We start from the raw sequence: 22543 nt of genomic DNA on the forward strand, positions 1-22543 counted from the left end.
TTGATTTTTTGAGAAAATAAAAAGGAGCTACATTTTACTAAATGTAGCTCCTTTTAATGTCTTTAGTTTAAACTCATTTATGAAAGCATAAATAGTTTTTTCGTTAGGCTAATAACTCCAGAAAAGAAACTTTTCTTGTAAATTACTTTCTCTGATGTTGGGTAAATTTGGGCATTCATAATTTAGGTTGTTAAAAGTTTTAATTTGGGGTTAAACTTATAATACAATGTAAATATAGGTGCATCCTTTAAAATTGTAAAACAATTGTTGTAAAACGCTACTTTTATGTTGTATACCTACATTTTTTGTTTAAATATCCATTTCAGGAACGTCTCCATCTACAATTAAAGTACCCTTTGTGGCTTTCTTTATTTCATCTACAGTTACACCTGGAGCGCGCTCTAAAAGTAAAAACCCTTCTTTAGTAACCTCTAAAACAGCTAGGTTTGTTACTATTTTTTTTACACAACCAACACCAGTTAAAGGTAAGGTACATTTGTCTAATAATTTAGACTCTCCTGCTCTGTTGGTGTGCATCATAGCAACAATAATATTTTCTGCAGATGCAACTAAGTCCATAGCCCCACCCATACCTTTTACCATTTTTCCAGGTATTTTCCAGTTGGCAATATCTCCGTTTTCAGAAACTTCCATAGCGCCTAAAATAGTAAGGTCTACGTGTTGCCCTCTAATCATACCAAAACTTGTTGCAGAGTCAAAAAAAGAAGCTCCTGGTAAAGTTGTTATGGTTTGTTTACCAGCATTAATGATATCAGCATCTTCTTCTCCTTCAAAAGGGAAAGGGCCCATGCCCAATACGCCATTTTCACTCTGAAACTCAACACTTATATCATTGTTTACAAAATTAGCTACTAAAGTAGGTATGCCAATACCTAAATTCACGTAAAACCCGTCTTGTACTTCTTTTGCAATGCGTTTAGCTATTCCGTTTTTATCTAGCATAATAGTTACTATAAAATTGAATATTTTTTTAATTAGATAAGTTACCTGCGTCTTATCATATATTTATTAAAGGTATTGGTTGCGCTACTTTCTACGGACATAAAAAGTATTGGAATACCAACTGCAACTGTTCCAATAGCGCCAAAAATAGACCATAATATTATTGCAGATACAAGGCCAATTATAGCGCCTATTACTATTAATCTCTTGTCTTGTACTGCTGTAATTTTATTAATATGTACTTTTTCTATAGAGTTGCAACTTGTGCAATTAGCGTTAAAACTATCGCCAATTTTCATATGTAAATCTCCTCTGGTTGCAATTACTGGTGTGTAATAATTTGTTGCTTTGCAAGAAGGACATCTATATGCTAATTTCATAAGGCACTTTCTGTATTACTCTTTAGCTCTAACAGTACGTTGTTCTATTCTTTTTTGATAATCTTTTCCTTGAAAAATTCGTTGCACAAATATTCCTGGAATATGAATTTCATTTGGGTCTAAACTTCCTGCTGGTAAAAGTTCTTCAACTTCGGCAACAGTTATTTTGGCAGCACCACACATAACGGCATTAAAGTTACGGGCTGTACCTTTAAAAATAAGGTTCCCTGCTTCGTCACCTTTCCAGGCTTTTACAAAAGCGAAATCGGCTTTAGCAGCTTCCTCTAAAACATACATTTTGCCATTAAACTCTCTTGTTTCTTTCCCTTCTGCTACCTCTGTACCGTAGCCGGCAGGAGTGTAAAAAGCCGGAAAGCCAGATTGTGCAGCTCTACATTTTTCAGCTAAAGTGCCTTGTGGTGTTAATTCTACTTCTAGCTCACCACTTAGCATTTGTCTTTCAAATTCATCATTTTCACCAACATATGAAGATACCATTTTTTTAACTTGACGTTTTTGTAGTAATAAGCCAAGTCCAAAATCATCTACACCTGCATTGTTAGATATGCACGTAATATTTTTAACGTTTAGGTTAACAAGCTCTTCTATTGCGTTTTCTGGAATGCCGCATAATCCAAAGCCGCCAACCATAAAAGTCATATTGTCTTTTACGCCTTTAAGGGCTTCTTTAACGTTTGCTACTGTTTTTCTAATCATTTTAAATAAGAATTAATTAAAAATCAAGATCTTCTATGTCGTCATCAACACGCTGATCTTGTTGCATCTCTTTTCTAACCTTGGCGCAATCTACATTAATAGATAGGTTTTTAGGTTTGGTAAAGGCTTTGTCTGATATGCCTAAATCTTTATCTGCATAATTTGCTTTCATGTACATACCCCATATTGGTAAAGCCATTGTTGCTCCTTGGCCGTATCTAATACTTCTAAAGTGGGTCGCTCTATCTTCGCCACCAACCCAAACGCCAGTAACTAGGTTTGGCACCATACCCATAAACCAACCATCACTTTGGTTTTGTGTAGTTCCTGTTTTACCAGCAATTGGGTTGCTAAGTTCGTAAGGGTGACCAGTCATAACTTCTTTGTAAAATTTTGCATTTGAACTACCTGATCTAAGTCTGGCACCAGAGCCTTCGTTGGTGACACCTTCCATTAGGTTTACAACGGCATAAGCAACATCTTTACTCATAACATCTCTTGTTTCTGGAGTATACTCATAAAGTACTGTGCCGTTTTTATCCTCTATTCTGGTAACCATTACGGGTTTTACATACACACCTTGGTTTGCAAACGCACCATATGCACCAACCATTTCATAAACACTCATATCTGCTGTACCTAGTGCAATAGATGGTACTTCTGGCAATTCTTTAGTAATGCCTAATTTTTTTGCCATTTGTACTACTGGTGCAGGGCCAACTTCGTCTATTAATTTTGCTGTAACAGAGTTTACGGATTTTGCTAGAGCTTTTTTAAGTGTCATCATTTCTCCAGAATACTTACCGTCTGAGTTTTTAGGACACCAAGCGTCTGTGTTACCGTGTTTGCCAGCTGCAATACAATGTTGTGTGTCCATAATAGAATCACAAGGAGATAAACGCAATTGGTCTATAGCGGCAGCATACACAAACGGTTTAAATGTAGAACCTGCTTGTCTAGACCCGCTGTATACATTGTCATACTGAAAATACTTATAGTTTATACCACCAACCCAGGCTTTAACGTGTCCTGTTTGTGGTTCCATAGACATCATAGCTGTTCTTAAAAAAGATTTGTGATATCTAATAGAGTCTAAAGGAGACATTACAGTGTCTTTGTTTTTAGTTTTGGTTGTCCAGCTAAAAACCTTCATTGGAATTGGCTTTTTAAATGCTGCTCTAATTTCCTTTTCAGATTTTCCGTTTCTTTTCATAGATCTCCATCGGTCTGAAGTTTTCATACCTCTTTCCAGTATTCTATTTACCTCGTCCTTGTTTAGGTCTAAAAATGGAGCGGTTTTATTACGTTCTGGTGTATTTTGAACAAAAAACTCAGCTTGTAACTTCGTCATATGTCTTTCTACTGCTACTTCTGCGTTTTTCTGCATTCTAGAGTCAATAGTGGTGTAGATTTTTAATCCGTCTAAAAATAAGTTCCATTTGTCGCGCTCTCCTTTTAATGCAGGCTTAGGGTTCTTTTTTGCCCAATCGCTCATAAAACCTTGTAAATACATTCTAAAATACGTTGCAAGACCTTCTTTATGGTTTTCTGGAGAAAAGTTTAAGCTTAACGGTGTTTTTTGTAATGAGTCTTTTTCTTTTTGAGTAATGTAGCCATATTTTGCCATTTGCGCTAACACTACATTTCTACGATTTAAAGTTCCTTCTGGGTTTCTTTTTGGGGTAGGGTTGTATAAAGATGAATTTTTAAACATACCTACCAGCATCGCAGATTCCTTAACATCTAAATCTTTAGGTTCTTTGCCAAAGTAAATACGAGAAGCAGAACGTATACCATCTGCATTATTACCAAAATCATAAATGTTAAAGTACATTGCTATAATTTCTTCTTTGGTATACTGGCGCTCTAAACGAGTTGCAATAACCCATTCTTTAATTTTTTGAGTATAACGTTGCCATCCTCTTGCAGCTTGGCCTGTAAATAATTGCTTTGCTAGCTGCTGAGAAATTGTACTTGCCCCCCCTTTTTTTCCTAGGTAGAAAAATGCTCTTAGTGTACCACGGGCATCTATTCCAGAGTGCTCAAAATAACGAGCATCTTCTGTTGCAACCAAAGCATCTACTAAATGTTTAGGCAATTGCTCGTAAGCTACATCTGTTCTGTTGTCTTCAAAATAGTACTTGCCTAATAACTCACCATCTGAGGAGATAATTTGACTGGCTAAATTTGTTTGAGGATTCTCTAAGCGTTCAAAATCTGGTAACTCGCCAAAAGCATTCATAGATGCTAATAAAAATATAAGTACCACAGATATAATACCTACAACAAATAATATCCAAAACCATTTAATAAACTTAAAAAATGGTTTACTTTCTTTTTTCTTTACAGCCTTTGCCATTGCTATTCTTTAATTTTTTCTATTTGATACCCAACATCAGTGATGCCTTCTAAATTTACTATGCCGTTTACATTGCCATTTTTGCGCATAGCTTGTGAAATTTGTAATGTATATACGCCATTTTCTGGAAAAACGATGTTTTCTTTAAGCCAAAGCTTATTTTCTTTAATACTTCCGTTTCCTTTACCTAGCCACTCACCATTAGGCTCTGCCATTTGGTATTCTAAGGTGTCTTTAATAACAGTTCCGTTAGGAAAACTTAACTCTGATATTAAAAATAAGTTACTGTAAGGAAATGTATTGTCATTTCTTAGGTTGATAAATACATTATACCTGCTAATTGTGTCTGGTGCATTAAATGAAAAACTCATTATTTCATCTTTATTCCAAACGCCATTTTTAGTTGCCTTGTATTTGGTTTCTATAATGTTAGAGTTGCAGGCACCTAAGAGTACAAGTAAAAAAATGATAAAACTATTTCTTAGCATTTTTTGTGGGTCTTTTTTTGTTAGTGTTGCTGTTACTATTTGGGTTGTTGTTTTTTTTGTTTGCAACAGGTCTTTTTTTAGCCGGACTTTTAGCCTTGTTACTCTTGCTATTAGGGTTTGACTTTGGTTTTGACCTCTTATTATTAGGGTTGTTGTTGTTGTTGTTGTTGTTGTTGTTGTTGTTGTTGTTGTTGTTGTTGTTGTTGCGCTTTTTATTATTGTTGCGTCTCTTTTTGTTAGACTTTTTTGGTTTGTCAAAACGAGTTAAACTGTCTTGGCCAACAACATTTTCAAACACCATTGCTTTTTCTTCAACTATGTTTTCTACCGCATAATCTTCTAAGCTAACAATTTTTTCTTTTTGCTTGTTTAAGGCAACAAGTTCATTTACTTGATCTTTGGTTAGCATATGCCAGTTTGCGGCATCATCTCTGTAAGAAAACCATAACATTTCTTTGAAAATGTCAGTTTTTTGGCAGTATGCAACTCCTTTTTCTGTAAATATTTTAGTGTCTTGACTAGGAAAATCCTTCAAGGCATCTAAATACACATCTAACTCATAGTTTAAGCAACACTTTAGTTTACCGCATTGGCCAGCTAGCTTTTGTGGATTTAAAGAAAGTTGTTGGTAGCGGGCAGCAGCAGTACTTACAGATCTAAAGTCTGTTAACCAAGTAGAGCAGCAAAGTTCTCTACCACAAGATCCAATTCCGCCTAAACGTTGTGCTTCTTGTCTGTAACCAATTTGGCGCATTTCTATACGAATAGAAAATGCCTTTGCCATATCTTTTATCAACTGTCTAAAATCTACCCTGTCTTCTGCTGTGTAGTAAAATGTAGCTTTAGAGCCATCTCCTTGAAACTCAACATCAGATATTTTCATCTCTAAATTAAGTGCAATTGCAATTTCTCTGGCTCTCTTTTTAATAGCCTCTTCTCTATCTCTGCAATTTTGCCAAGTATCTACATCTTTTTGACTAGCTTTTCTGTATAGTTTTAGAATATCTTCACTATCTAAAGCAACTTTTTTCTTTTTCATTTGCACCCTTACAAGCTCACCTGTAAGTGTTACCATACCAACATCATAACCAGATTTTGCTTCGGTTACTACTAAGTCTCCTATTGCTAGAGATAATTTATCTGTGTTTTTAAAAAACTCTTTTCTACTATTTTTAAAGCGTACCTCTACGCAATTAAAAGGCTCTGCGCCGTTTGGCAACGACATATTAGAGAGCCAATCAAAAACCGTTAATTTATTACAGCCATCTGTTCCGCAAGTACCATTGTTCTTACATCCTTTTGGTTGGCCGTCTTTACCAGTTGAACAACTGCTACAACCCATATTATATATATTGATTTGACACTAAAAACAAAGCTGCTTTGTGCCAAAAAAGGTTCATATTAATTTACTTAACCGTAAAGATACTATTTTTAAGTTGAAATAAATAAGACAGTACTTTATTGTAAAATGTTAATTATTTAAACTGAATAAAATAGCTTTTTATTGTCTGCTGTTTTAATGTAAAAAAGCTACTAAAAACAAGTGTTTTAGCAGCCTTTATTTGTGTGGGGAAGTTTAGAGTTAAAATCTATTTTTTGTATTTTAAAACCTCAGATCTTCCTTTTTTAAATATTTTGTTGCTTACCGTTTTACCACGTCTAAGCTCTTTTTGTTTTTCGTAAGGCAGTGCGTGTATTTCTTTGCACTCTGAAGAACAACAATTGTCCATTTCTTCGGCACATTTTTTACACTGTATAAATAATAAATGGCAAGCCTCGTTAGCGCAGTTTACGTGTGTGTCACAAGGATCTCCACATTGGTGACAGTTGGCAATAACATCATCAGTTATGCGCTCACCTCTTCTGTGGTCAAAAACAAAGTTTTTACCAATAAACTTATTTTCTAGGTTTTTATCAGTTACCTGTCTGGTATACTCTATTATACCACCTTCTAGTTGGTAAACGTTTTTAAAGCCTTTGTGTTTGTAATAAGCACTAGCTTTTTCACAACGTATACCACCAGTACAATACATTACTAGTTTTTTATCTTCTTTGTGGTCTTTTAAATCGTTCTCTATAATATCTAAAGAGTCTCTAAAAGTATCTACATCTGGAGTAATAGCATTTTTAAAGTGACCAATTTCACTTTCATAATGGTTGCGCATATCTACCAACACCGTATTTGGGTCTTCAATAAGCTCGTTAAATTTTTCAGCATTAACGTGTACCCCCTTGTTTGTAACATCAAAAGCATTGTCGTTTAAACCATCAGCAACAATTTTATTACGCACTTTTACCTTTAATTTTAAAAAGGACATATTGTCTTGTTCAATGGCAATATTTAGTCGTACATTTTCTAAAAATGTAATACTATCTAAATGTGCTTTAAAGGCATTAAAATTTTCTGCAGGAACAGATAATTGAGCGTTTATACCCTCTGTTGCTACATAAATACGTCCAAGAACCTCTAATTGGTCCCAGGTAATAAATAAGTGATCTCTAAATAAAGATGTGTTGCCTATGTGCGCATATTTGTAGAAAGAAATGGTTAGGCGTTCCTTACCAGCCTCTTCAATAAGGGCTGCTCTTTCCTTGGCGCTTAATGTATTGTACAGTTGCATGCTATACTAATTTTATTAAGTTAAAGAATAGCGGCAAAGCTATAAAATATTGAGGTTTTGGGCAACAAAAAAGGGTTATAACATATAGTTAAACCCTTTTTAGATGCTTTTTCCGACTTAACCAACAAAGCGGAAAAATAAATCTGCCTTAAAAATGTAGAATCTTAAGGCACCTTCGTTTTAAGATTGAAGGTGAACACACCTTGTAGATGCAGCTTTGGTAAAAAGGTTGCGTTGGCATTGTATTATGACAAAAGAAATGGTAATTTAGCGGTACAAACACTATTAGAAATGAGCAACGAAAAAGAAGCAAAATTAAAAGCGTTAAAATTAACTTTAGACAAGCTGGATAAGACTTACGGTAAAGGATCTGTAATGAAGATGGGAGATAAGGTTGTAGAAGATGTAGCTGTTATATCTTCTGGATCTTTAGGTTTAGACATTGCCTTAGGCGTAGGTGGTTATCCACGTGGTCGAGTTGTAGAAATATACGGACCAGAATCTTCTGGTAAAACAACATTAACGTTGCATGCTATAGCAGAGGCTCAAAAAGCTGGTGGTATTGCTGCTTTTATAGATGCAGAGCACGCTTTTGATCGTTTTTATGCAGAAAAATTAGGAGTAGATATAGATAATTTAATTATTTCTCAGCCAGATCATGGAGAGCAGGCTTTAGAAATTGCAGATAATTTAATTAGATCTGGTGCTATTGATATTGTTATTGTGGATTCTGTTGCCGCTTTAACGCCTAAAAGTGAAATTGAAGGTGAAATGGGTGACTCTAAAATGGGATTACACGCCAGACTTATGTCGCAAGCACTACGTAAACTAACAAGCTCTATTAGTAAAACAAATTGTACTGTTATCTTTATTAACCAGTTAAGAGAAAAAATTGGGGTTATGTTTGGTAATCCAGAAACTACTACTGGTGGTAATGCATTAAAATTTTATGCTTCTGTACGTTTAGATATTAGAAGATCTACACAAATTAAAAATACAGATGGTGATGTGCAGGGTAATAAAACAAGAGTAAAAGTTGTTAAAAATAAAGTTGCACCACCGTTTAGAACTACTGAGTTTGATATTATGTATGGTCAAGGTGTATCTAAAGTAGGAGAGATTTTAGATTTAGGTGTGCAATACGAAATAATTAAGAAAAGTGGATCTTGGTTTAGTTATGGCGATACAAAACTTGGTCAGGGTAGAGATGCTGTTAAAAGTATTTTAGCAGATAACCCAGAATTGCTAGAGGAATTAGAAGTAAAAATTAAAGATGCTATAAAAGCAGTTACAGCTTAATTTTTATTTATAAAATAAACAGTTTTACCCAAAAATGGGCCTAAAACATTCAAAATCCCGATTTTTTCGGGATTTTGTCGTTTTTAACGCAACCTTACCATTTAATAATCATCTATAAAGCAACAATATAATAATTACAACATGAAAAAAAGTTTAAGTATTTTAATGCTTGTGATAGTAAGTTTATCTTTTAACGCTTGCTCTTTAGATGATGATGATAATACTAATTTTAAATACGTAAATTTAAAGGTGTTAAGTGCAGAAGTGCCAGAGGCCTTTGAGTACGGAGAAAGGTATACCATATTTGTTACATACGCTAATCCTAATACGTGTACCTATTTTGAAGGGTTTGACATTCACAAGCATCAGTTAACAGAGCGTGAGGTTTACCCTATTGGAACAGAGTTAATAGGTAATGATAACTGCCAAGAAAGTACAGAAGAGGTAGAAGTGTCTTTTGATTTTGAGGTAATTTATAATGAAGATTACTTATTTAAATTTTGGACAGGGCAAAATGCAGGTGGTGAAGACCAGTACATAGAAATTACAGTACCAGTAAACCAATAAAATATTTTATAACCAACCATTTTACGTTTTTTGGACTTAAATGAAACTATACATAATTGTGTAAAAGGCAATAGAGCAGCACAAGAGCTGCTTTACCGCCATTACGCTCCTATGCTTTATGGTGTTTGTTTAAAGTATTCTAAAAATAAAGAAGAGGCAGAAGACAATTTGCATGATAGCTTTATGACCATTTTTAATAAAATTGGTCAGTTTAAATTTAATGGTTCTTTTGATGGTTGGATAAAACGAATTACCGTTAATACTGTTCTGCAGAAATACAGAAAAGAAACTTACGTAGCTATAAAAGAAGAAGAAAAGATTGAAGAGCCAGTTGAAGTAGAAGTTACAGAAGACTCTCCCTCATTATCAATGCTTTTAAGTTACATACAAGAGTTGCCGTACAAATACAGAACAACGTTTAATTTATATGTGTTAGATGGCTATACGCACAAAGAAATAGGAGATTTGTTGGGTACAACGGCAGGTACATCTAAATCTAACTTAGCTAGAGCGCGACAAATTTTAAAGGATAAAATAGAAAAAACAAAGCTAAAAATAGTAGTTTCCATAGTGCTATTTTGTTGGTTGCAATTTTAATTGTAGTCAGTATATAATAATTAAAATGAGTAAAGAAAATTTAGACAAGCTGTTCCAGGATAAGTTTAAAGACTTTGGACAAGTGCCAGATGATAAAGTTTGGCAGCGGCTTAATGCGTCTTTAGACGATAAGAAAAAAGATAGGTTTGTAATTCCTATTTGGTGGAAACTTGGCGGAATAGCTGCTGTTTTTGCTTTGTTGTTTTTTGCGGTAAAACCTTTTTTTATGGCTGATGATGCAATAGTGCCTGCAATTACAGATACAGAAAAGGTACTGCCTAATACAGATACAAAAATTGTAGATAAGAATGCAAAAATAAATGGAGAGGACACTACTGATAAAAACAATATTAATTTACCTATTAATGAAGGCTCTGTTGTAACTACTACAAATGAAGAACACGGTAATAATGCATCTGTAGTCAATAAGAATAAAGCTAATACTCATACTTTTACAGCTACACAAAAACATAAAGTAACCAGAGAAGAAGCTACAACCTTATTTACTGTTAAAAACAGAGAGAATAGTGCTATTGCAGCTGCTTTAGTTAAAAATGCGACAAAGCACAACAAAGAAGTAGGTAATGTAGATAGTGTTGAAACAAAATCAACACCAAACTTAAAAGAAGAAAAAGAACAACTTTTTTCTAAAGAAATAGAAGAAGCAGTTGTAAGTACAGATACAGTTGGTAAAAAATCTATTTATGATGCCATAAAAGAGGCTGAAGAAAAAGCTGTTGCGTCTGTAAAAAAAGACAAGTGGTCTGTAGGTGCTAATGTGGCGCCAGTATATTTTAATTCTTTAAAAGACGGTTCTCCAGTAGACCCTAGTTTTGTATCTAACTCAAAGTCTGGTAATGTAAATATGAGTTATGGAGTAACTGTTGCTTATGCAGTAAATAAAAAATTAAGCATACGATCTGGAGTGCATAAGGTAGACTATGGTTACAATACTAATAATGTATTTTTTAAATCTGCTTTTGATCCTAAAAGTAACAATATGGTTAGCACAATAGATTATAGTGCAAATGCAGAAAGTATTGTTATACAAACAGATTCAGATGCACTTTTAGTACCGAGCAGTCCAAAATCAGAGGAATTTAGTTATGCAAATAAAAGTACTAGTAGAGAGGGTAAAATGGTACAGCAATTTGGGTATTTAGAGGTTCCTTTAGAGCTTAATTATGCGCTTACAGAGGGTAAATTTGGTGTAAACCTGATAGGCGGTGTAAGTTCTTTGTTTCTAGTAGATGATTCTATCTCCTTAGAGTCTGATGATTTAAGAACTAAAATAGGAGAATCTAATAACATAAATAGCCTTAATTTTAGTACTAATATTGGTTTTGGACTTAATTATATGTTTACGCCTAAAATGCAGTTAAGTGTAGAGCCAATGTTTAAATACCAATTAAATACATTTTCTAATAGCTCTGGAGATTTTCAGCCTTTTTCTATGGGCGTTTATAGTGGTCTTAGTTTTAAGTTTTAAAATGAAATACCAGTTGGTTTTTTACTTTGCAACTCTTTAAGTATAACGTTTCGCACATCTTCTCTTAATGTTGCTTTGTGTTCTTCATCTAACTCCTTGGTTTCAAAAAAGGAATGAATTTTTACACGCAATAAACCTGGGCTTCCACTAAAAAAGGTAAAAGAAAAACGTTTTTTACAGTCTAAAAAAGTCATAGGTACAATTGGTATTTTATGAGCAATGGCCATTTTAAAAGCACCATCTTTAAACTCGTCTAAAATAACGTCTTCCTCTGGCACGCCACCTTCAGGAAAAATACAAATACTTAGTCCTTGTTTTAATCTTCTTTGTGCACGCATATACACAGCAGTTCTACTTTTGGTATTGCTACGGTCTACCATAATACAAACGCGTTTGTAAAAGAAACCAAAAAGCGGAATTTTAACCAATTCTTTTTTGCCTACAAATACAAAAGGGTTTCTACTAGCGCGCAACATAAGCATAATATCTAGCATACTAGTGTGGTTAGCAACTAGCATATAGCTTTTTCCTTTTTCAATTTTTTGTTCTCTTTTTATTTGTTGCGGACAGCCCATACCTAATAAAATTGGTCTGGCCCAGCAGTTACGCGCCAACCAAAAAAAGTAAGGGTACCATTTTTCTTTAATACAAAACACAAATAATAATGGAAAAAATAAGAGTATAGGCAGTGCCACAAGTATATAAAACCAAATGCGGTAAAGTAAGTGACCTATGTTTTTTAAAAAAGTGAACATAACTTCAAAAATAGCAATTAATTAAAACTATGGTTAAAAAAGTTTACTTTTTAATCGCATCAAACTAAAAAAAGCAAAAACCAAAATGTTGGTCTATTCTTCTATTTGCATTACCTTTGATTTTTACAATTATTTTAAATAAAATGGCAAGAGTTTTAACAGGAGTACAGAGCACAGGAGTGCCACATTTAGGTAATATTTTAGGTGCAATTATGCCAGCAATAGAAATGGCAAACGACCCTAAAAACGAATCTTTTCTTTTTATAGCAGATATGCATTCGCTAACGCAAATAAAAAACGGAGAAGAATTACGTAACAACACCTATGCTGTAGCTGCTACTTGGCTTGCTTTTGGTTTAGATATTGAAAAAACTGTTTTTTACAGACAGAGTGATGTTCCGCAAACCACAGAATTATCATGGTATTTAAGCTGTTTTTTTCCGTACCAAAGACTAACTCTAGCACATTCCTTTAAAGATAAGGCAGATAGGTTAGAAGATGTTAATGCTGGTTTATTTACTTACCCAATGCTTATGGCAGCAGATATATTGTTGTATGATGCGGAGATTGTGCCTGTAGGTAAAGACCAAATGCAGCATTTAGAAATTACTAGAGATGTAGCGTCTAGATTTCATGCGCAATTAGGAGAAACATTTGTTTTGCCACAAGGTAAGGTGCAAGAGGAATCTAAGTTTATTCCGGGTACAGATGGTACTAAAATGAGTAAGAGTAAAGGCAACTTAATTAATTTGTTTCAGACCGATAAGAAGTTGCGCAAACAAATTATGGGTATACAAACAGATAGCACACCAATGGAAGACCCTAAAGACCCAGAAGGTGATAATGTGTTTGAGTTATATAAAATATTAGCAACAACAGAGCAGGTTGATGAAATGCGTGCTAAATATAAAGGTGGTAATTACGGATACGGACACGCAAAACAAGAGTTATTTGAGCTTATTATTGATAAGTTTGCAGATGCACGTGAAAAGTATAATTATTACATGAATAATTTAGATGAGATAGATGCAGCACTTGCTAAAGGAGCAGCAAAGGCAACTGCGGTTGCAACTGAGGTGCTAAGTAGAGTAAGAGCAAAAGTAGGTTATTAACTTTTGCCCTTATTATACTGGTTTTTTTATTTAATAGAAATTAATTCTACATCAAAAATTAAAGCGGCGTAAGGAGGTATTTGGCCTCCTGCTCCGTTTTCTCCATAAGCCAATTCTTGAGGAATATAAATTCTGTATTTAGAGCCAACAGACATTAATTGTAATGCTTCTGTCCACCCTTTTATAACTTGCGATACTCCAAATACTATAGATTCTCCACGCTCTATAGAGCTATCAAAAATGGTTCCGTCTATAAGTTTCCCCTCATAATGTACTTCAACTTTATCATCCGCAGTTGGTTTTTGACCATCAGCAGGAGTTAAAATCTCGTACTGTAATCCACTTTCTGTAGTTTTAATACCTTCTCTTTTAGCATTTTCGGCTAAAAAATTCTCGCTGTCTAACTTTAACCTTTTGGATTCTCTTTCTTTAATTTCCATCACGCTTTTCTGGATATATGAACTAGCGTCTTGTCTAGAAATTTTTTCGTTACCATTTAAAGTTTCTTCTAATGCAACTGCAAACACATCATAGTTAATAGACTTTACACCCACGGATTTTAAGCTGGTTCCTATTTCAACACCAAATGCGTAACTAAATTTGTGTATACTGTCGTTTAGGTTTACTTCTTTGGCTTTTTTAAGTTGATTTAACTCTTTTTTTAGGGTAGAAGCTTCAGATTTTAAAGCGGCTACTTCCTTTATTAAATCTTTCTTTTTTTGAGCATAACTAGCGTTACCTATTACAAGGGTTAATGCTACAATTAATAGTTTTTTCATTTTTGTTTTCTAAATTTTCTATCAAAAGTAACCAAAATCTGTAGTATTTCTCCTTGTGTTTATTTCTATTTAATTAAAAGATGAAACAAACTATACGGTATGTTGTGTAAAATTTTGCAACAGTAACCATTATACATTTTAGGATTATTAGATGTATTTAAAAGACAAGCAACTTTATTTATGTATAGTAAGCCATTGTTTACTAGCCTAGCAAACTAACTAGTTTGTTTATTTAGGTATGTTAGTGGGGTATTAATGCTTTATTTTAGGGTGGTTTTATATAGCTTCAAACAATTTTCCGGGTAGTGGTCTAATGGCTCCTTTCATTTCCATATTTAGTAATGTAGATGAGGTTTTGAAAACAGGAATGTTACACGCCAAAGCAATAGTATCTAGTAGCTGTTTGCCTTCAGTTTGTAAAAAAGAGTGTATTTGTTGCTCTACCTCGGTAAGTTCTACAAACAATTGTTGTTGCGTAATTTTTGGCTTTTGTTTAGGTTCCCAGCCTAATAAATATACAACATCTGCAGCAGAAGTAATCATTTGTGCTTTTTGTTGTTTAATTAAATTATTGCAACCTAAACTGTATTTGTCTTGAGTTCTCCCAGGAACCGCAAAAACCTCTCTATTGTATCCGTGCGCTATATCTGCAGTAACTAAGCTACCTCCTTTTTCAGCAGATTCTACTACCACAGTGGCTTCACTTAAGCCAGCAATAATTCTGTTTCGTTTTAAAAAATTTTCACGCTCTGGTGTGCTTGTGCTCCAAAACTCAGTTAAAAATCCGCCATTTTTCTCAATATCTGTTGTATACTTACTATGCACTTTTGGGTAAACTTGATTTAAACCATGTGCCAAGCAACCAATGGTTTGTAAACCGTGTTTTATAGCTTCTTTTTGTATGCAAATATCTACGCCATATGCAAAGCCACTTACAATAATTGGATTTAAAGGAGCAATGTCAGCAATAAATTTTTCGCAAAAGGCAGTGCCATAACTAGTAATTTTACGTGTGCCAACAACACTAATAATTTTTCTATTTTTTAAATTGATATTCCCTCTTTTAAATAATAAAATAGGAGCATCTATAGCGTGTTTTAAATAATCTGGATAATTTTCATCTTTAAAATAAAGTGTTTCAATATTATTTTTTTTAATAAATTGAAGCTCTTCTTCTGCAGCATCTAAATGTGATGTGTCAAAAATATTTTTCAACTTTAGCGTTCCAATGCCATCAATTTTTAAAAGATCTGTTTTTCTACTACTAAAAATTTGAGAGGCACTGCCACAATGGGCAATTAATTTTTTAGCTGTAACACTTCCAATATTAGGAATGCTTTGTAATCTTAAAGTTGCAATTAATTCTGTTGTAGTCATTTAGAGGCTTTCTGTAATTGGCTACAAAATACAACAATTAAAATGTTAATAAAAAGTTAGGCCAAATGTTAAAAGAAAGATGATTTTTTACAATATTTGCCACAATGCGAACAGAACAATATATTGAAGAATTATTATATAGGTACAACTGTGTTGTAATACCTGAGTTTGGAGCTTTTTTAACGCAAAAAAAATCTGCTGAACTAGATGAGGCTACTAATACCTTTACGCCACCTACAAAGATAGTTTCGTTTAACCAACAAGTAAATTCTAATGATGGCTTGTTAATAACATATATTGCAACGGCAGAAAAATCTACTTTTGAAGAGGTTTTGGAGGCGTTGACAAAAGAAGTTGAGCATTGGAAGAGAATGTTAAAATTGGGGCAAAGAATTAAGTTTGCTTCAGTAGGTGAGTTGTTTTTAAATGAGGACCAAAAAATACAATTTATACCAGCTAACCAAGTAAATTATTTAACAACATCTTTTGGTTTATCTACTGTAGTGGCATCACCAGTTACTAGAGAAGTGTTAAAAGAAGAAGTGGTAGCTTTAGAAGAAGAAGTACCATTTATTATTACACCAGAAAAAAGAAAAACAACTACGTTTAGACCGTATTTAAAGTATGCAGCAATTGCTTTATTGGCAATTTCTACTGGTTTAACAGGTTTACGTTACTACAATACTACAGTTGCAATACAAGAAATTGCACAGCAAGATGCACAAGAGCAAATATCTAGAACTATACAAGAGGCTACTTTTTTTGATACTACACCATTAGAGCTGCCATCTTTGTCTTTAGATATTATTGCAAAGCCTGCTACGCAAGAGCATTATGTAATTGCTGGTGCATTTAGAGTGCAAAAAAATGCAAACCGTAAAATAAAAGAACTTAAAAAACAAGGCTATAATGCACTGTATGTTGGCGTAAATAAATATGGTTTACACCAAGTAGCTTATGCAAGTTTTAGTGATGCTAACGAGGGTTTAAAGTTTTTGCAAAAAATTAAATCGGGCGTATCTTCAGATGCTTGGTTGCTTTCAGTAAAGTAAAATATTTTCTTTTTTAAATTAAAAGCGTAGTATCTTTGCGCAAAATTTAAAAAATAGAAAATGCACACACCTAAAGATAGTAGAACAGTTATGACAGATTTGGTACTCCCTAGTGAGACCAATCCGCTAAACAATTTGTTTGGTGGCGAACTGTTAGCGCGTATGGACAGGGCTGCTAGTATTGCTGCGCGTAGACACAGTAGACGTATAGTTGTAACTGCGTCTGTAAACCACGTAGCTTTTAATAGATCTGTTCCTGTAGGAAGTGTTGTTACTGTAGAAGCAGCTGTTTCTAGAGCATTTAAAACTTCTATGGAGATTTTTATTGATGTTTGGATAGAGGATAGGTTTAGCGGTGAAAAAACAAAAGCAAACGAAGCTATTTATACTTTTGTTGCTGTAGATGATACCGGAAAACCTACTGAAGTGCCTGCATTAATTCCTGAAACTGATTTAGAGGTTGAGCGTTTTGAAGCTGCTCTACGTAGAAAACAGCTTAGTTTGGTACTAGCTGGCAAGCTTAAACCTAAAGATGCAACTGAGTTAAAAGCAATATTTATAGATAAATAACAATTGGTATATTTAGAGGTAACAAGTTTAAAATGTGTTACTTAAGTGAAATGTACCATTTGGTATAAACTAAGAAACGGCTAGGAAATTAATCCTAGCCGTTTTAGTTTAGGTGTTTTTAATTTCTTCCTGCTATTACGCCACCATCTGTATCCCATATGGCACCAGTTACCCATGATGCTTTATTAGATAGTAAAAATACAATGCTATTAGCTACATCTTGTGGTGTACCATTACGGCCAATTGGGTGAAACCCATTTAAACCTTCTAATGCTTTTTCTGCTTCATCTTTACTACCAAAAACGCTATGATAAACCGGAGTATTTACTACGGCTGGCGATACAGCGTTTACTCTTATGTTATCATCTGCTAATTCCATAGCTAAATGCTGCGTTAAGGAGTGTAAACCTGCTTTTTGCATAGAGTAAGCAGAAGAAGGTGTCATTTTTACAGCTTGTTTTGCCCACATAGATCCAACATTTACAATAGAACCACCTTGGGTTGCTTTCATTTTTTTAGCTACAGCTTGTGTTAAAAAGAAAAAGCCTCTATTTAGGTCTAAATAAGCGTTGTAGTCGTCCTCATTGTGATCTAAAAAAGGTTTTGGATTAAATATGCCAGAAGCATTAACTAGATAATCTACATCTTCTAATTGATTAATTTTGTCAACCAATTGTTTTAAATCTTCACTGTTAGTGATGTCTGCTTTTACTTTAGATAAGTTTTTAGTGTCGTCTATCTTATCAATATTCCTACCAACAACTATTACGCTTGCTCCATTAGCTAACAACTGTTCTGTGGTAGCTCTACCAATTCCGCTTGTACCACCAACTACTATGGCAACTTTGTCTTTTAAATCTTCCATTTTTTTCTTTTTAATTTTTAATATGAACAGACAAGTCTGTCTTTGTTTATGCAAATTTTTTTAAGCTATGATTTGCGAACATATATTTTTTGTCTCCTTTATTGGCCAACTGTCTTGGTGTAAGTGACTTTCTGCGACAGCACTTTCATACAGTAAATAAATTTGTCTAGCATAACTATTCAGATTTTTATGGTTTTTAATTTCTAAATTATCAGCAATTAAGTTAGAAATTAAAGCTATGAAATTGGTTTTTTGATTTTGTATTTCTGCCCTAACACGTACATTATCTTTAGGGATTTCTGATACTGTTTTTATGCACCAACAGCCATTAAAATCTTTTTGAAGGAAGAAATTGTCTAAAAAGTCAAATAAAGCAAGAACACGTTGCTCCCCTTTTGGACTACTTTCGCAAAAGCTTTTAATATCTTTTATAAAAGTAGCATTCATATGTTTTAGGTAAGCTAAACAAATGTCCTCTTTAGATTTAAAATGATTGTATAATGTTGCTTTAGCAATGCCAGATTCAGCTATAATTTCATTTATACCTGTAGCGTTATAACCATTTCTGTAGAAAAGAGCAGATGCTGTTTCTATTATATTTTGTTTTACCTTAGAATGTTTCACTCTGCAAATATAGCATAAAATTTTACAAATAGACAAGTCTGTCTGTTTTTAGAAAAAAAAGAGCAACGTTTGTGTAAAGCTGCTCTTAGGTTTATTATAGAAATGTGCTTGAAATTTGTTCAATAACCTTTTTTCCGTCAGGATCTCCAATTGTTTTTAATTTGGTAAAATCCTCTGCCCACGCTGATGTTCTTATGCGTAGAGGCGGGTTTTCATCCTCTGCTACGTTGGCAATAACCGTGGCAACTTCTAAAGGTGTTTGGTAGGTGTTTTCGGCCTCCTCATTTGCTCTGCGCTGATTTCCTTCTAAATATTTTGCAAAAATAGGCTCATATTCACCCGTAGCAAATTGTCCGTCTACTGCTGTATTACTTATTGCAGATTTCATAAACTCTGTAGCAATACCACCTGGTTCTATCACAGAGAATTTTATATTAAACGAAGGGCCTACATAAGTAGCCAAACCTTCAATAAAGCCTTCTACTGCAAATTTTGCTGCACAATATAACTCATTAAACGGCTGACCAATTAATCCGCCTACTGATGATAATGTTATTATATGACCTGCTTTTTGTTTTCTCATATAAGGTAGTACTGTTTTGGTAGTAAATACAACACCTAAATAGTTTACGTTAGTAACCCACTCAATTTCTTTTACAGTGGCCTGTTCTGTTGTTTTAGCAAATCCTGCGCCAGCGTTATTTATTAGTATATCTATTTTTTTATCTTTAGAAATAATGTATTCTACAGTTTTGGTAATAGTTTCTTGTTTAGTAACATCTAACTCAAGTATTTCAATATCTAATTTTTCTTTCTCAATTTTATGTTTTAGAGCTTCGCTTTTAGAAAGATTACGCATGGTAGCGTAAACTTTGTAACCATTTTTAGCAAATAGTATTGCTGTTTCTAATCCTACTCCTGTTGATGTTCCTGTGATTAATACGTTTTTTTTCATTTTGTTTATTTTTTTGGATTGAATATTCATTCCAATTGTTGTTTAAATTTTTTTACTCTTTTATTGCATCCCAAACCAAAGTAATTTGGTTTTTAAGGGATTTATTGTTGTGATCAGGCAAGTTAATCCACCTTAAATAAGATAATATAGAGCCACCAATAAACTGTAGTAGTTCATCATTATCTATGTTTTTAATAATATGTTCATTTTTACCTTTTATTAGTAAAGATATTGCTCCCTCTATGGCATTATAACCTACAGATTTACTTTCATTAGTTATTATAGGAGAAGCTTGTAATTGGTCCATAAAACCAAAATACAACTTGTTTTTAGTGAAAAATTCTATTACAATAGTATAGTATTTTTCAAACTGAATTTTAACTGGTAAATCATTATTAAACACAGTGTCTAAAACTTTTTTTTCTTCTTCTTTAATAGCTACGTAGATAGCATTAATTAGTGCTTCTTTACTTTCAAAATAATTGTAAATAGTTCCCATACCTGTATTAGCTTTTTTTGCTATTGCAGAAACAGGTGTAGCGTGTATGCCATTTTCTACTAATAGCTCTAAGGCTGCTTTTAATATGGTTTCTTTTTTATTCATACAGCAAAGGTAAAATAATTGGAATGAGTATTCCAATTATTTTTATTTAATTTTTGTTAAAATTAGTATAAGCTATTAAAATTAGATCAGTTTTGTTCTAACAACAATTGGTTTTTCTTCAAGCTTTGTAGCTGCTAAGACCTTAAAACTAGTAATGTGAGGTTGCTGCCCGTGTAAATCTAATCCGGCTTCATTCTCCCATATTTCATGAAAAATAAAAGTGTTGTCATCTGTTAGCCCCTGCTGTAAGTCATATTGTATGCAAGCTTCCTCTTTTAAAGTTTCAACTACCATATTTTGTAAAGCAGCTTTAACTTCTGTTGTAAATTCTGGCTTACTTTTAATTATTGCGGTTACATATACTTTCATAAATCTATAGTTTACATTGTTAGTGCAAATGTTGTAAATTATCCGTTATATCTACACAAAAAATATTTTTTATACTCTAATAGTATTATTTGGCAATATATACCAATTGTTATTTTATGTTTAGAATGTAAGTTAAAGAAAAAACCGAGATAAAAAGCCATAAGCAAACGGCTAAAACAATTGGCTTAGAGCCTGTAGATTTAAGGTCTTTTACAGATATGGTTGTGCCTACAATAAAAAGAGTTAGTACTAACAAGCGTTTTGAGTATAAAACAATGTTTGTTGTAACAAAAGCTGGTAAAATATGGTAGCTATTTATAAGTATAGCGCCTATAAAGAGTAAAATAAAATAAGGTATTCTTATTTTTTCTCCTTTAGTTTTAAAAATAAACATTGATACTATAGAAAGAGGTATAATCCATAAAGTTCTTGATAGTTTTACGGTTGTGGCTATTTTAAGTGCTTGGTCTCCGTAATCTAATGCTGCGCCAACAACAGAGCTTGTATCGTGTATGGCAATAGCACACCATAGTCCAAATTGAGACTGATTTAGTCCTAACCAATGCCCAACAGCAGGGAACACAAATAAGGCAATAGAGTTTAATAAAAATACAACACCAAGGGCAATGCTTATTGTTTTACCATTGGCTTTTATAACGGGTGCAATAGCAGCAATAGCACTACCACCGCATATAGATGTGCCTGAGGTGATTAAATGCCCAAGCTTTAGATCTATTTTTAAAAATTTTGCTAAAATTATACCTAAGCTTACTGTAAGTACAATAGATAAAAAGGTAAGACTTAAACCTTCTTTACCTGTTTGCAATGTCTCTTTTATAAACATACCAAACCCTAAACCAACTACAGATATTTTTAAAAAGTAGTGTATGGCCATATGACTATGTACTTTAAAAGGGTTTTTAAATATTAACGTAAAAACAAAACCTAAAGTTAGTGCTGTAGCACTATTTAAGTATCCTGTTATTGCAGCTATAACTATGCTAAAATATACGAGTTTTGTAATTGTGGTATTCATATCAAACTATTTTAATCTGATACAAAAGTACAGTTAACATATAACTGTTATGCAAACATTAATGCTATGTAGTATAACTAAAAGTTATGGTTGTTGCGTATGTATTTTTCAAAATTAGTCATAGTAGTATTTTGGTAACCTGTTCTAGAAACAAAGTAGAACCAACGCTCTATGCTAAAGTTTTTAATGTCAATAACTTTTAGCTTGTTGTGCAGCAGATCTTCTGTAACTGCATTTATAGACAATAGAGCATAACTGTTAGCGTAATACAGGTAATTTTTTATGGCTTCTGTACTGTTTAGGGTAACTACTGTATTTAGTTTTTTAATATTGTTTTGTTGTAAAAATTGTTGAATAATTTTTTTTGTTCCAGAACCTATTTCACGTTCTATTATAGGTAAGTTTTTTAACTCATCTAAGTTAATTATTCCTTTTTTGTGGTTGCTATTTTTACTGTTGGTTACCAGTACAATTTCATCTTTAATAAACTTAGTAAAATGCAACTTTGGATTTGTGTTTTTGCCTTCTGTAATTCCAAAATCTATTTGTTGATTTAAAATTAATTCTTCAATTTCATCAGAGTTTTCACTATCAATTTTAATATTGGTATTAGGAAACTGAGTTTTAAACTTAGCTATTACTTTTGGCAAAATATAATTGGCAATTGTAGTACTTGCACCAAAGCTAATTTCATCTGGGTATGTTTTTTCTTTGTATAAAAATTGCTGATCAATTTCTGCATAGATGTCTAAAATTCTGTTTACATACACCAAAAACGCTTTGCCATTAGTGGTTAGTTCTATAGAGTTTCTTTTTCTAATAAAAAAAGCACACTTATAATCGTCTTCTAAATTTCTTATTGCTTTTGATACAGCAGGCTGAGATATAAATAGCTGCTCTGCTGCTTTGGTAAAACTAGCGTGTTGTGCAACGCTTTTAAATATATGTAATTTGTTTTTCATAGA

24 protein-coding genes are annotated in these 22543 nt (G+C 33.2%); 7 read left to right on the top strand and 17 right to left on the bottom strand.

Annotated elements, in window-relative coordinates; genetic code table 11:
* Positions 1–309: 309 nt before the first annotated feature.
* The 7 genes from CELLY_RS07090 to trhO form a co-directional block, all read right to left on the bottom strand.
* On the bottom strand, positions 310–963 hold the full coding sequence (locus CELLY_RS07090; RefSeq protein WP_013620982.1) for a 3-oxoacid CoA-transferase subunit B: 654 nt from the start codon (positions 961–963) through the stop codon (positions 310–312).
* Positions 964–1004: 41 nt separating this feature from the next.
* The gene (locus tag CELLY_RS07095) at positions 1005–1343 is read right to left on the bottom strand and encodes a hypothetical protein (RefSeq protein WP_013620983.1); all 339 of its coding nucleotides are present in this window, start codon (positions 1341–1343) and stop codon (positions 1005–1007) included.
* A gap of 15 nt (positions 1344–1358) precedes the next feature.
* A complete protein-coding gene (locus CELLY_RS07100; protein ID WP_013620984.1) occupies positions 1359–2060 on the bottom strand; it encodes a CoA transferase subunit A in 702 nt (233 codons plus the stop codon).
* Between the two features lie 16 nt (positions 2061–2076).
* Positions 2077–4419 carry a penicillin-binding protein 1A gene (locus tag CELLY_RS07105; protein WP_013620985.1) on the bottom strand — a complete coding sequence of 781 codons (2343 nt, stop codon included), beginning with the start codon at positions 4417–4419 and terminating at the stop codon, positions 2077–2079.
* Positions 4420–4421: 2 nt separating this feature from the next.
* Positions 4422–4907, bottom strand: coding sequence for a gliding motility lipoprotein GldH (locus CELLY_RS07110; protein ID WP_013620986.1), 486 nt, complete (start codon positions 4905–4907; stop codon positions 4422–4424).
* The gene (locus tag CELLY_RS07115) at positions 4894–6249 is read right to left on the bottom strand and encodes a PSP1 domain-containing protein (RefSeq protein ID WP_013620987.1); all 1356 of its coding nucleotides are present in this window, start codon (positions 6247–6249) and stop codon (positions 4894–4896) included. Before CELLY_RS07115 ends, CELLY_RS07110 begins: the two co-directional genes overlap by 14 nt.
* Positions 6250–6496: 247 nt before the next feature.
* Positions 6497–7528, bottom strand: a complete 1032-nt coding sequence (gene trhO, locus CELLY_RS07120; RefSeq protein ID WP_013620988.1) for an oxygen-dependent tRNA uridine(34) hydroxylase TrhO — start codon at positions 7526–7528, stop codon at positions 6497–6499.
* 291 nt (positions 7529–7819) lie between these two features.
* Between trhO and recA the strand changes: the two genes are divergently transcribed.
* The 4 genes from recA to CELLY_RS07140 all read left to right on the top strand — a co-directional run bounded on the left by recA (position 7820) and on the right by CELLY_RS07140 (position 11480).
* Positions 7820–8827: a recombinase RecA gene (recA, locus tag CELLY_RS07125; protein ID WP_034644323.1), complete on the top strand. Its 1008-nt coding sequence runs from the start codon at positions 7820–7822 to the stop codon at positions 8825–8827.
* Between the two features lie 141 nt (positions 8828–8968).
* A complete protein-coding gene (locus tag CELLY_RS07130; protein ID WP_013620990.1) occupies positions 8969–9394 on the top strand; it encodes a hypothetical protein in 426 nt (141 codons plus the stop codon).
* A 30-nt stretch (positions 9395–9424) separates the two neighbouring features.
* Positions 9425–9991, top strand: a complete 567-nt coding sequence (locus CELLY_RS07135; protein ID WP_013620991.1) for an RNA polymerase sigma factor — start codon at positions 9425–9427, stop codon at positions 9989–9991.
* Between the two features lie 25 nt (positions 9992–10016).
* Positions 10017–11480 (top strand): outer membrane beta-barrel protein, encoded by a 1464-nt coding sequence (locus tag CELLY_RS07140; RefSeq protein ID WP_013620992.1) that lies wholly within the window; start codon positions 10017–10019, stop codon positions 11478–11480.
* On the opposite strand, the gene CELLY_RS07145 is transcribed toward CELLY_RS07140, so the two are convergent.
* The gene (locus CELLY_RS07145; RefSeq protein ID WP_013620993.1) at positions 11477–12235 is read right to left on the bottom strand and encodes a lysophospholipid acyltransferase family protein; all 759 of its coding nucleotides are present in this window, start codon (positions 12233–12235) and stop codon (positions 11477–11479) included. The genes CELLY_RS07140 and CELLY_RS07145 overlap by 4 nt on opposite strands.
* Before the next feature lie 143 nt (positions 12236–12378).
* Here CELLY_RS07145 and trpS point away from each other — a divergent pair, with 143 nt between their 5' ends.
* Positions 12379–13347 carry a tryptophan--tRNA ligase gene (gene trpS / locus CELLY_RS07150; RefSeq protein ID WP_013620994.1) on the top strand — a complete coding sequence of 323 codons (969 nt, stop codon included), beginning with the start codon at positions 12379–12381 and terminating at the stop codon, positions 13345–13347.
* A gap of 26 nt (positions 13348–13373) precedes the next feature.
* On the opposite strand, the gene bamJ is transcribed toward trpS, so the two are convergent.
* Both bamJ and dprA read right to left on the bottom strand, forming a co-directional pair.
* Entirely contained in the window at positions 13374–14126 is a 753-nt protein-coding gene (gene bamJ / locus CELLY_RS07155; protein ID WP_013620995.1) for a BamJ family beta-barrel-assembly machinery protein, read from the bottom strand.
* Between the two features lie 276 nt (positions 14127–14402).
* The gene (gene dprA, locus CELLY_RS07160) at positions 14403–15503 is read right to left on the bottom strand and encodes a DNA-processing protein DprA (protein ID WP_013620996.1); all 1101 of its coding nucleotides are present in this window, start codon (positions 15501–15503) and stop codon (positions 14403–14405) included.
* Between the two features lie 104 nt (positions 15504–15607).
* Here dprA and CELLY_RS07165 point away from each other — a divergent pair, with 104 nt between their 5' ends.
* Together CELLY_RS07165 and CELLY_RS07170 are read left to right on the top strand one after the other, a co-directional pair.
* Positions 15608–16555, top strand: coding sequence for an HU domain-containing protein (locus CELLY_RS07165; protein ID WP_013620997.1), 948 nt, complete (start codon positions 15608–15610; stop codon positions 16553–16555).
* Positions 16556–16615: 60 nt separating this feature from the next.
* The gene (locus CELLY_RS07170; protein ID WP_013620998.1) at positions 16616–17125 is read left to right on the top strand and encodes an acyl-CoA thioesterase; all 510 of its coding nucleotides are present in this window, start codon (positions 16616–16618) and stop codon (positions 17123–17125) included.
* A gap of 118 nt (positions 17126–17243) precedes the next feature.
* On the opposite strand, the gene CELLY_RS07175 is transcribed toward CELLY_RS07170, so the two are convergent.
* The 7 genes from CELLY_RS07175 to CELLY_RS07205 all read right to left on the bottom strand — a co-directional run bounded on the left by CELLY_RS07175 (position 17244) and on the right by CELLY_RS07205 (position 22540).
* Positions 17244–17990 carry an SDR family NAD(P)-dependent oxidoreductase gene (locus CELLY_RS07175; RefSeq protein ID WP_013620999.1) on the bottom strand — a complete coding sequence of 249 codons (747 nt, stop codon included), beginning with the start codon at positions 17988–17990 and terminating at the stop codon, positions 17244–17246.
* Between the two features lie 60 nt (positions 17991–18050).
* Positions 18051–18614 carry a TetR/AcrR family transcriptional regulator gene (locus CELLY_RS07180; protein ID WP_013621000.1) on the bottom strand — a complete coding sequence of 188 codons (564 nt, stop codon included), beginning with the start codon at positions 18612–18614 and terminating at the stop codon, positions 18051–18053.
* Between the two features lie 94 nt (positions 18615–18708).
* On the bottom strand, positions 18709–19569 hold the full coding sequence (locus CELLY_RS07185) for an SDR family oxidoreductase (RefSeq protein ID WP_042257338.1): 861 nt from the start codon (positions 19567–19569) through the stop codon (positions 18709–18711).
* A gap of 52 nt (positions 19570–19621) precedes the next feature.
* Positions 19622–20173, bottom strand: coding sequence for a TetR/AcrR family transcriptional regulator (locus CELLY_RS07190; RefSeq protein WP_013621002.1), 552 nt, complete (start codon positions 20171–20173; stop codon positions 19622–19624).
* Positions 20174–20254: 81 nt separating this feature from the next.
* On the bottom strand, positions 20255–20542 hold the full coding sequence (locus CELLY_RS07195; protein ID WP_013621003.1) for a putative quinol monooxygenase: 288 nt from the start codon (positions 20540–20542) through the stop codon (positions 20255–20257).
* A gap of 109 nt (positions 20543–20651) precedes the next feature.
* Positions 20652–21578, bottom strand: coding sequence for a YeiH family protein (locus CELLY_RS07200; protein WP_013621004.1), 927 nt, complete (start codon positions 21576–21578; stop codon positions 20652–20654).
* A 77-nt stretch (positions 21579–21655) separates the two neighbouring features.
* On the bottom strand, positions 21656–22540 hold the full coding sequence (locus CELLY_RS07205) for a LysR family transcriptional regulator (protein ID WP_013621005.1): 885 nt from the start codon (positions 22538–22540) through the stop codon (positions 21656–21658).
* Between the last annotated feature and the right edge of the window lie 3 nt (positions 22541–22543).

Source organism: Cellulophaga lytica DSM 7489 (genome assembly GCF_000190595.1).
GTDB lineage: Bacteria > Bacteroidota > Bacteroidia > Flavobacteriales > Flavobacteriaceae > Cellulophaga > Cellulophaga lytica.

Excerpts from the sequence above, each read along its gene's own strand:
- dprA (WP_013620996.1), bottom strand. The coding sequence starts at position 15,503 with ATGACTACAACAGAATTAATTGCAACTTTAAGATTACAAAGCATTCCT.
- CELLY_RS07170 (WP_013620998.1), top strand. The coding sequence starts at position 16,616 with ATGCACACACCTAAAGATAGTAGAACAGTTATGACAGATTTGGTACTC.
- CELLY_RS07205 (WP_013621005.1), bottom strand. The coding sequence starts at position 22,540 with ATGAAAAACAAATTACATATATTTAAAAGCGTTGCACAACACGCTAGT.
- CELLY_RS07185 (WP_042257338.1), bottom strand. The coding sequence starts at position 19,569 with ATGAAAAAAAACGTATTAATCACAGGAACATCAACAGGAGTAGGATTA.
- CELLY_RS07165 (WP_013620997.1), top strand. The coding sequence starts at position 15,608 with ATGCGAACAGAACAATATATTGAAGAATTATTATATAGGTACAACTGT.
- CELLY_RS07145 (WP_013620993.1), bottom strand. The coding sequence starts at position 12,235 with ATGTTCACTTTTTTAAAAAACATAGGTCACTTACTTTACCGCATTTGG.
- CELLY_RS07105 (WP_013620985.1), bottom strand. The coding sequence starts at position 4,419 with ATGGCAAAGGCTGTAAAGAAAAAAGAAAGTAAACCATTTTTTAAGTTT.
- CELLY_RS07195 (WP_013621003.1), bottom strand. The coding sequence starts at position 20,542 with ATGAAAGTATATGTAACCGCAATAATTAAAAGTAAGCCAGAATTTACA.
- CELLY_RS07090 (WP_013620982.1), bottom strand. The coding sequence starts at position 963 with ATGCTAGATAAAAACGGAATAGCTAAACGCATTGCAAAAGAAGTACAA.
- CELLY_RS07100 (WP_013620984.1), bottom strand. The coding sequence starts at position 2,060 with ATGATTAGAAAAACAGTAGCAAACGTTAAAGAAGCCCTTAAAGGCGTA.
- CELLY_RS07130 (WP_013620990.1), top strand. The coding sequence starts at position 8,969 with ATGAAAAAAAGTTTAAGTATTTTAATGCTTGTGATAGTAAGTTTATCT.
- CELLY_RS07190 (WP_013621002.1), bottom strand. The coding sequence starts at position 20,173 with ATGAATAAAAAAGAAACCATATTAAAAGCAGCCTTAGAGCTATTAGTA.
- bamJ (WP_013620995.1), bottom strand. The coding sequence starts at position 14,126 with ATGAAAAAACTATTAATTGTAGCATTAACCCTTGTAATAGGTAACGCT.
- CELLY_RS07200 (WP_013621004.1), bottom strand. The coding sequence starts at position 21,578 with ATGAATACCACAATTACAAAACTCGTATATTTTAGCATAGTTATAGCT.
- trhO (WP_013620988.1), bottom strand. The coding sequence starts at position 7,528 with ATGCAACTGTACAATACATTAAGCGCCAAGGAAAGAGCAGCCCTTATT.
- CELLY_RS07140 (WP_013620992.1), top strand. The coding sequence starts at position 10,017 with ATGAGTAAAGAAAATTTAGACAAGCTGTTCCAGGATAAGTTTAAAGAC.
- recA (WP_034644323.1), top strand. The coding sequence starts at position 7,820 with ATGAGCAACGAAAAAGAAGCAAAATTAAAAGCGTTAAAATTAACTTTA.
- CELLY_RS07110 (WP_013620986.1), bottom strand. The coding sequence starts at position 4,907 with ATGCTAAGAAATAGTTTTATCATTTTTTTACTTGTACTCTTAGGTGCC.
- CELLY_RS07175 (WP_013620999.1), bottom strand. The coding sequence starts at position 17,990 with ATGGAAGATTTAAAAGACAAAGTTGCCATAGTAGTTGGTGGTACAAGC.
- trpS (WP_013620994.1), top strand. The coding sequence starts at position 12,379 with ATGGCAAGAGTTTTAACAGGAGTACAGAGCACAGGAGTGCCACATTTA.
- CELLY_RS07115 (WP_013620987.1), bottom strand. The coding sequence starts at position 6,249 with ATGGGTTGTAGCAGTTGTTCAACTGGTAAAGACGGCCAACCAAAAGGA.
- CELLY_RS07095 (WP_013620983.1), bottom strand. The coding sequence starts at position 1,343 with ATGAAATTAGCATATAGATGTCCTTCTTGCAAAGCAACAAATTATTAC.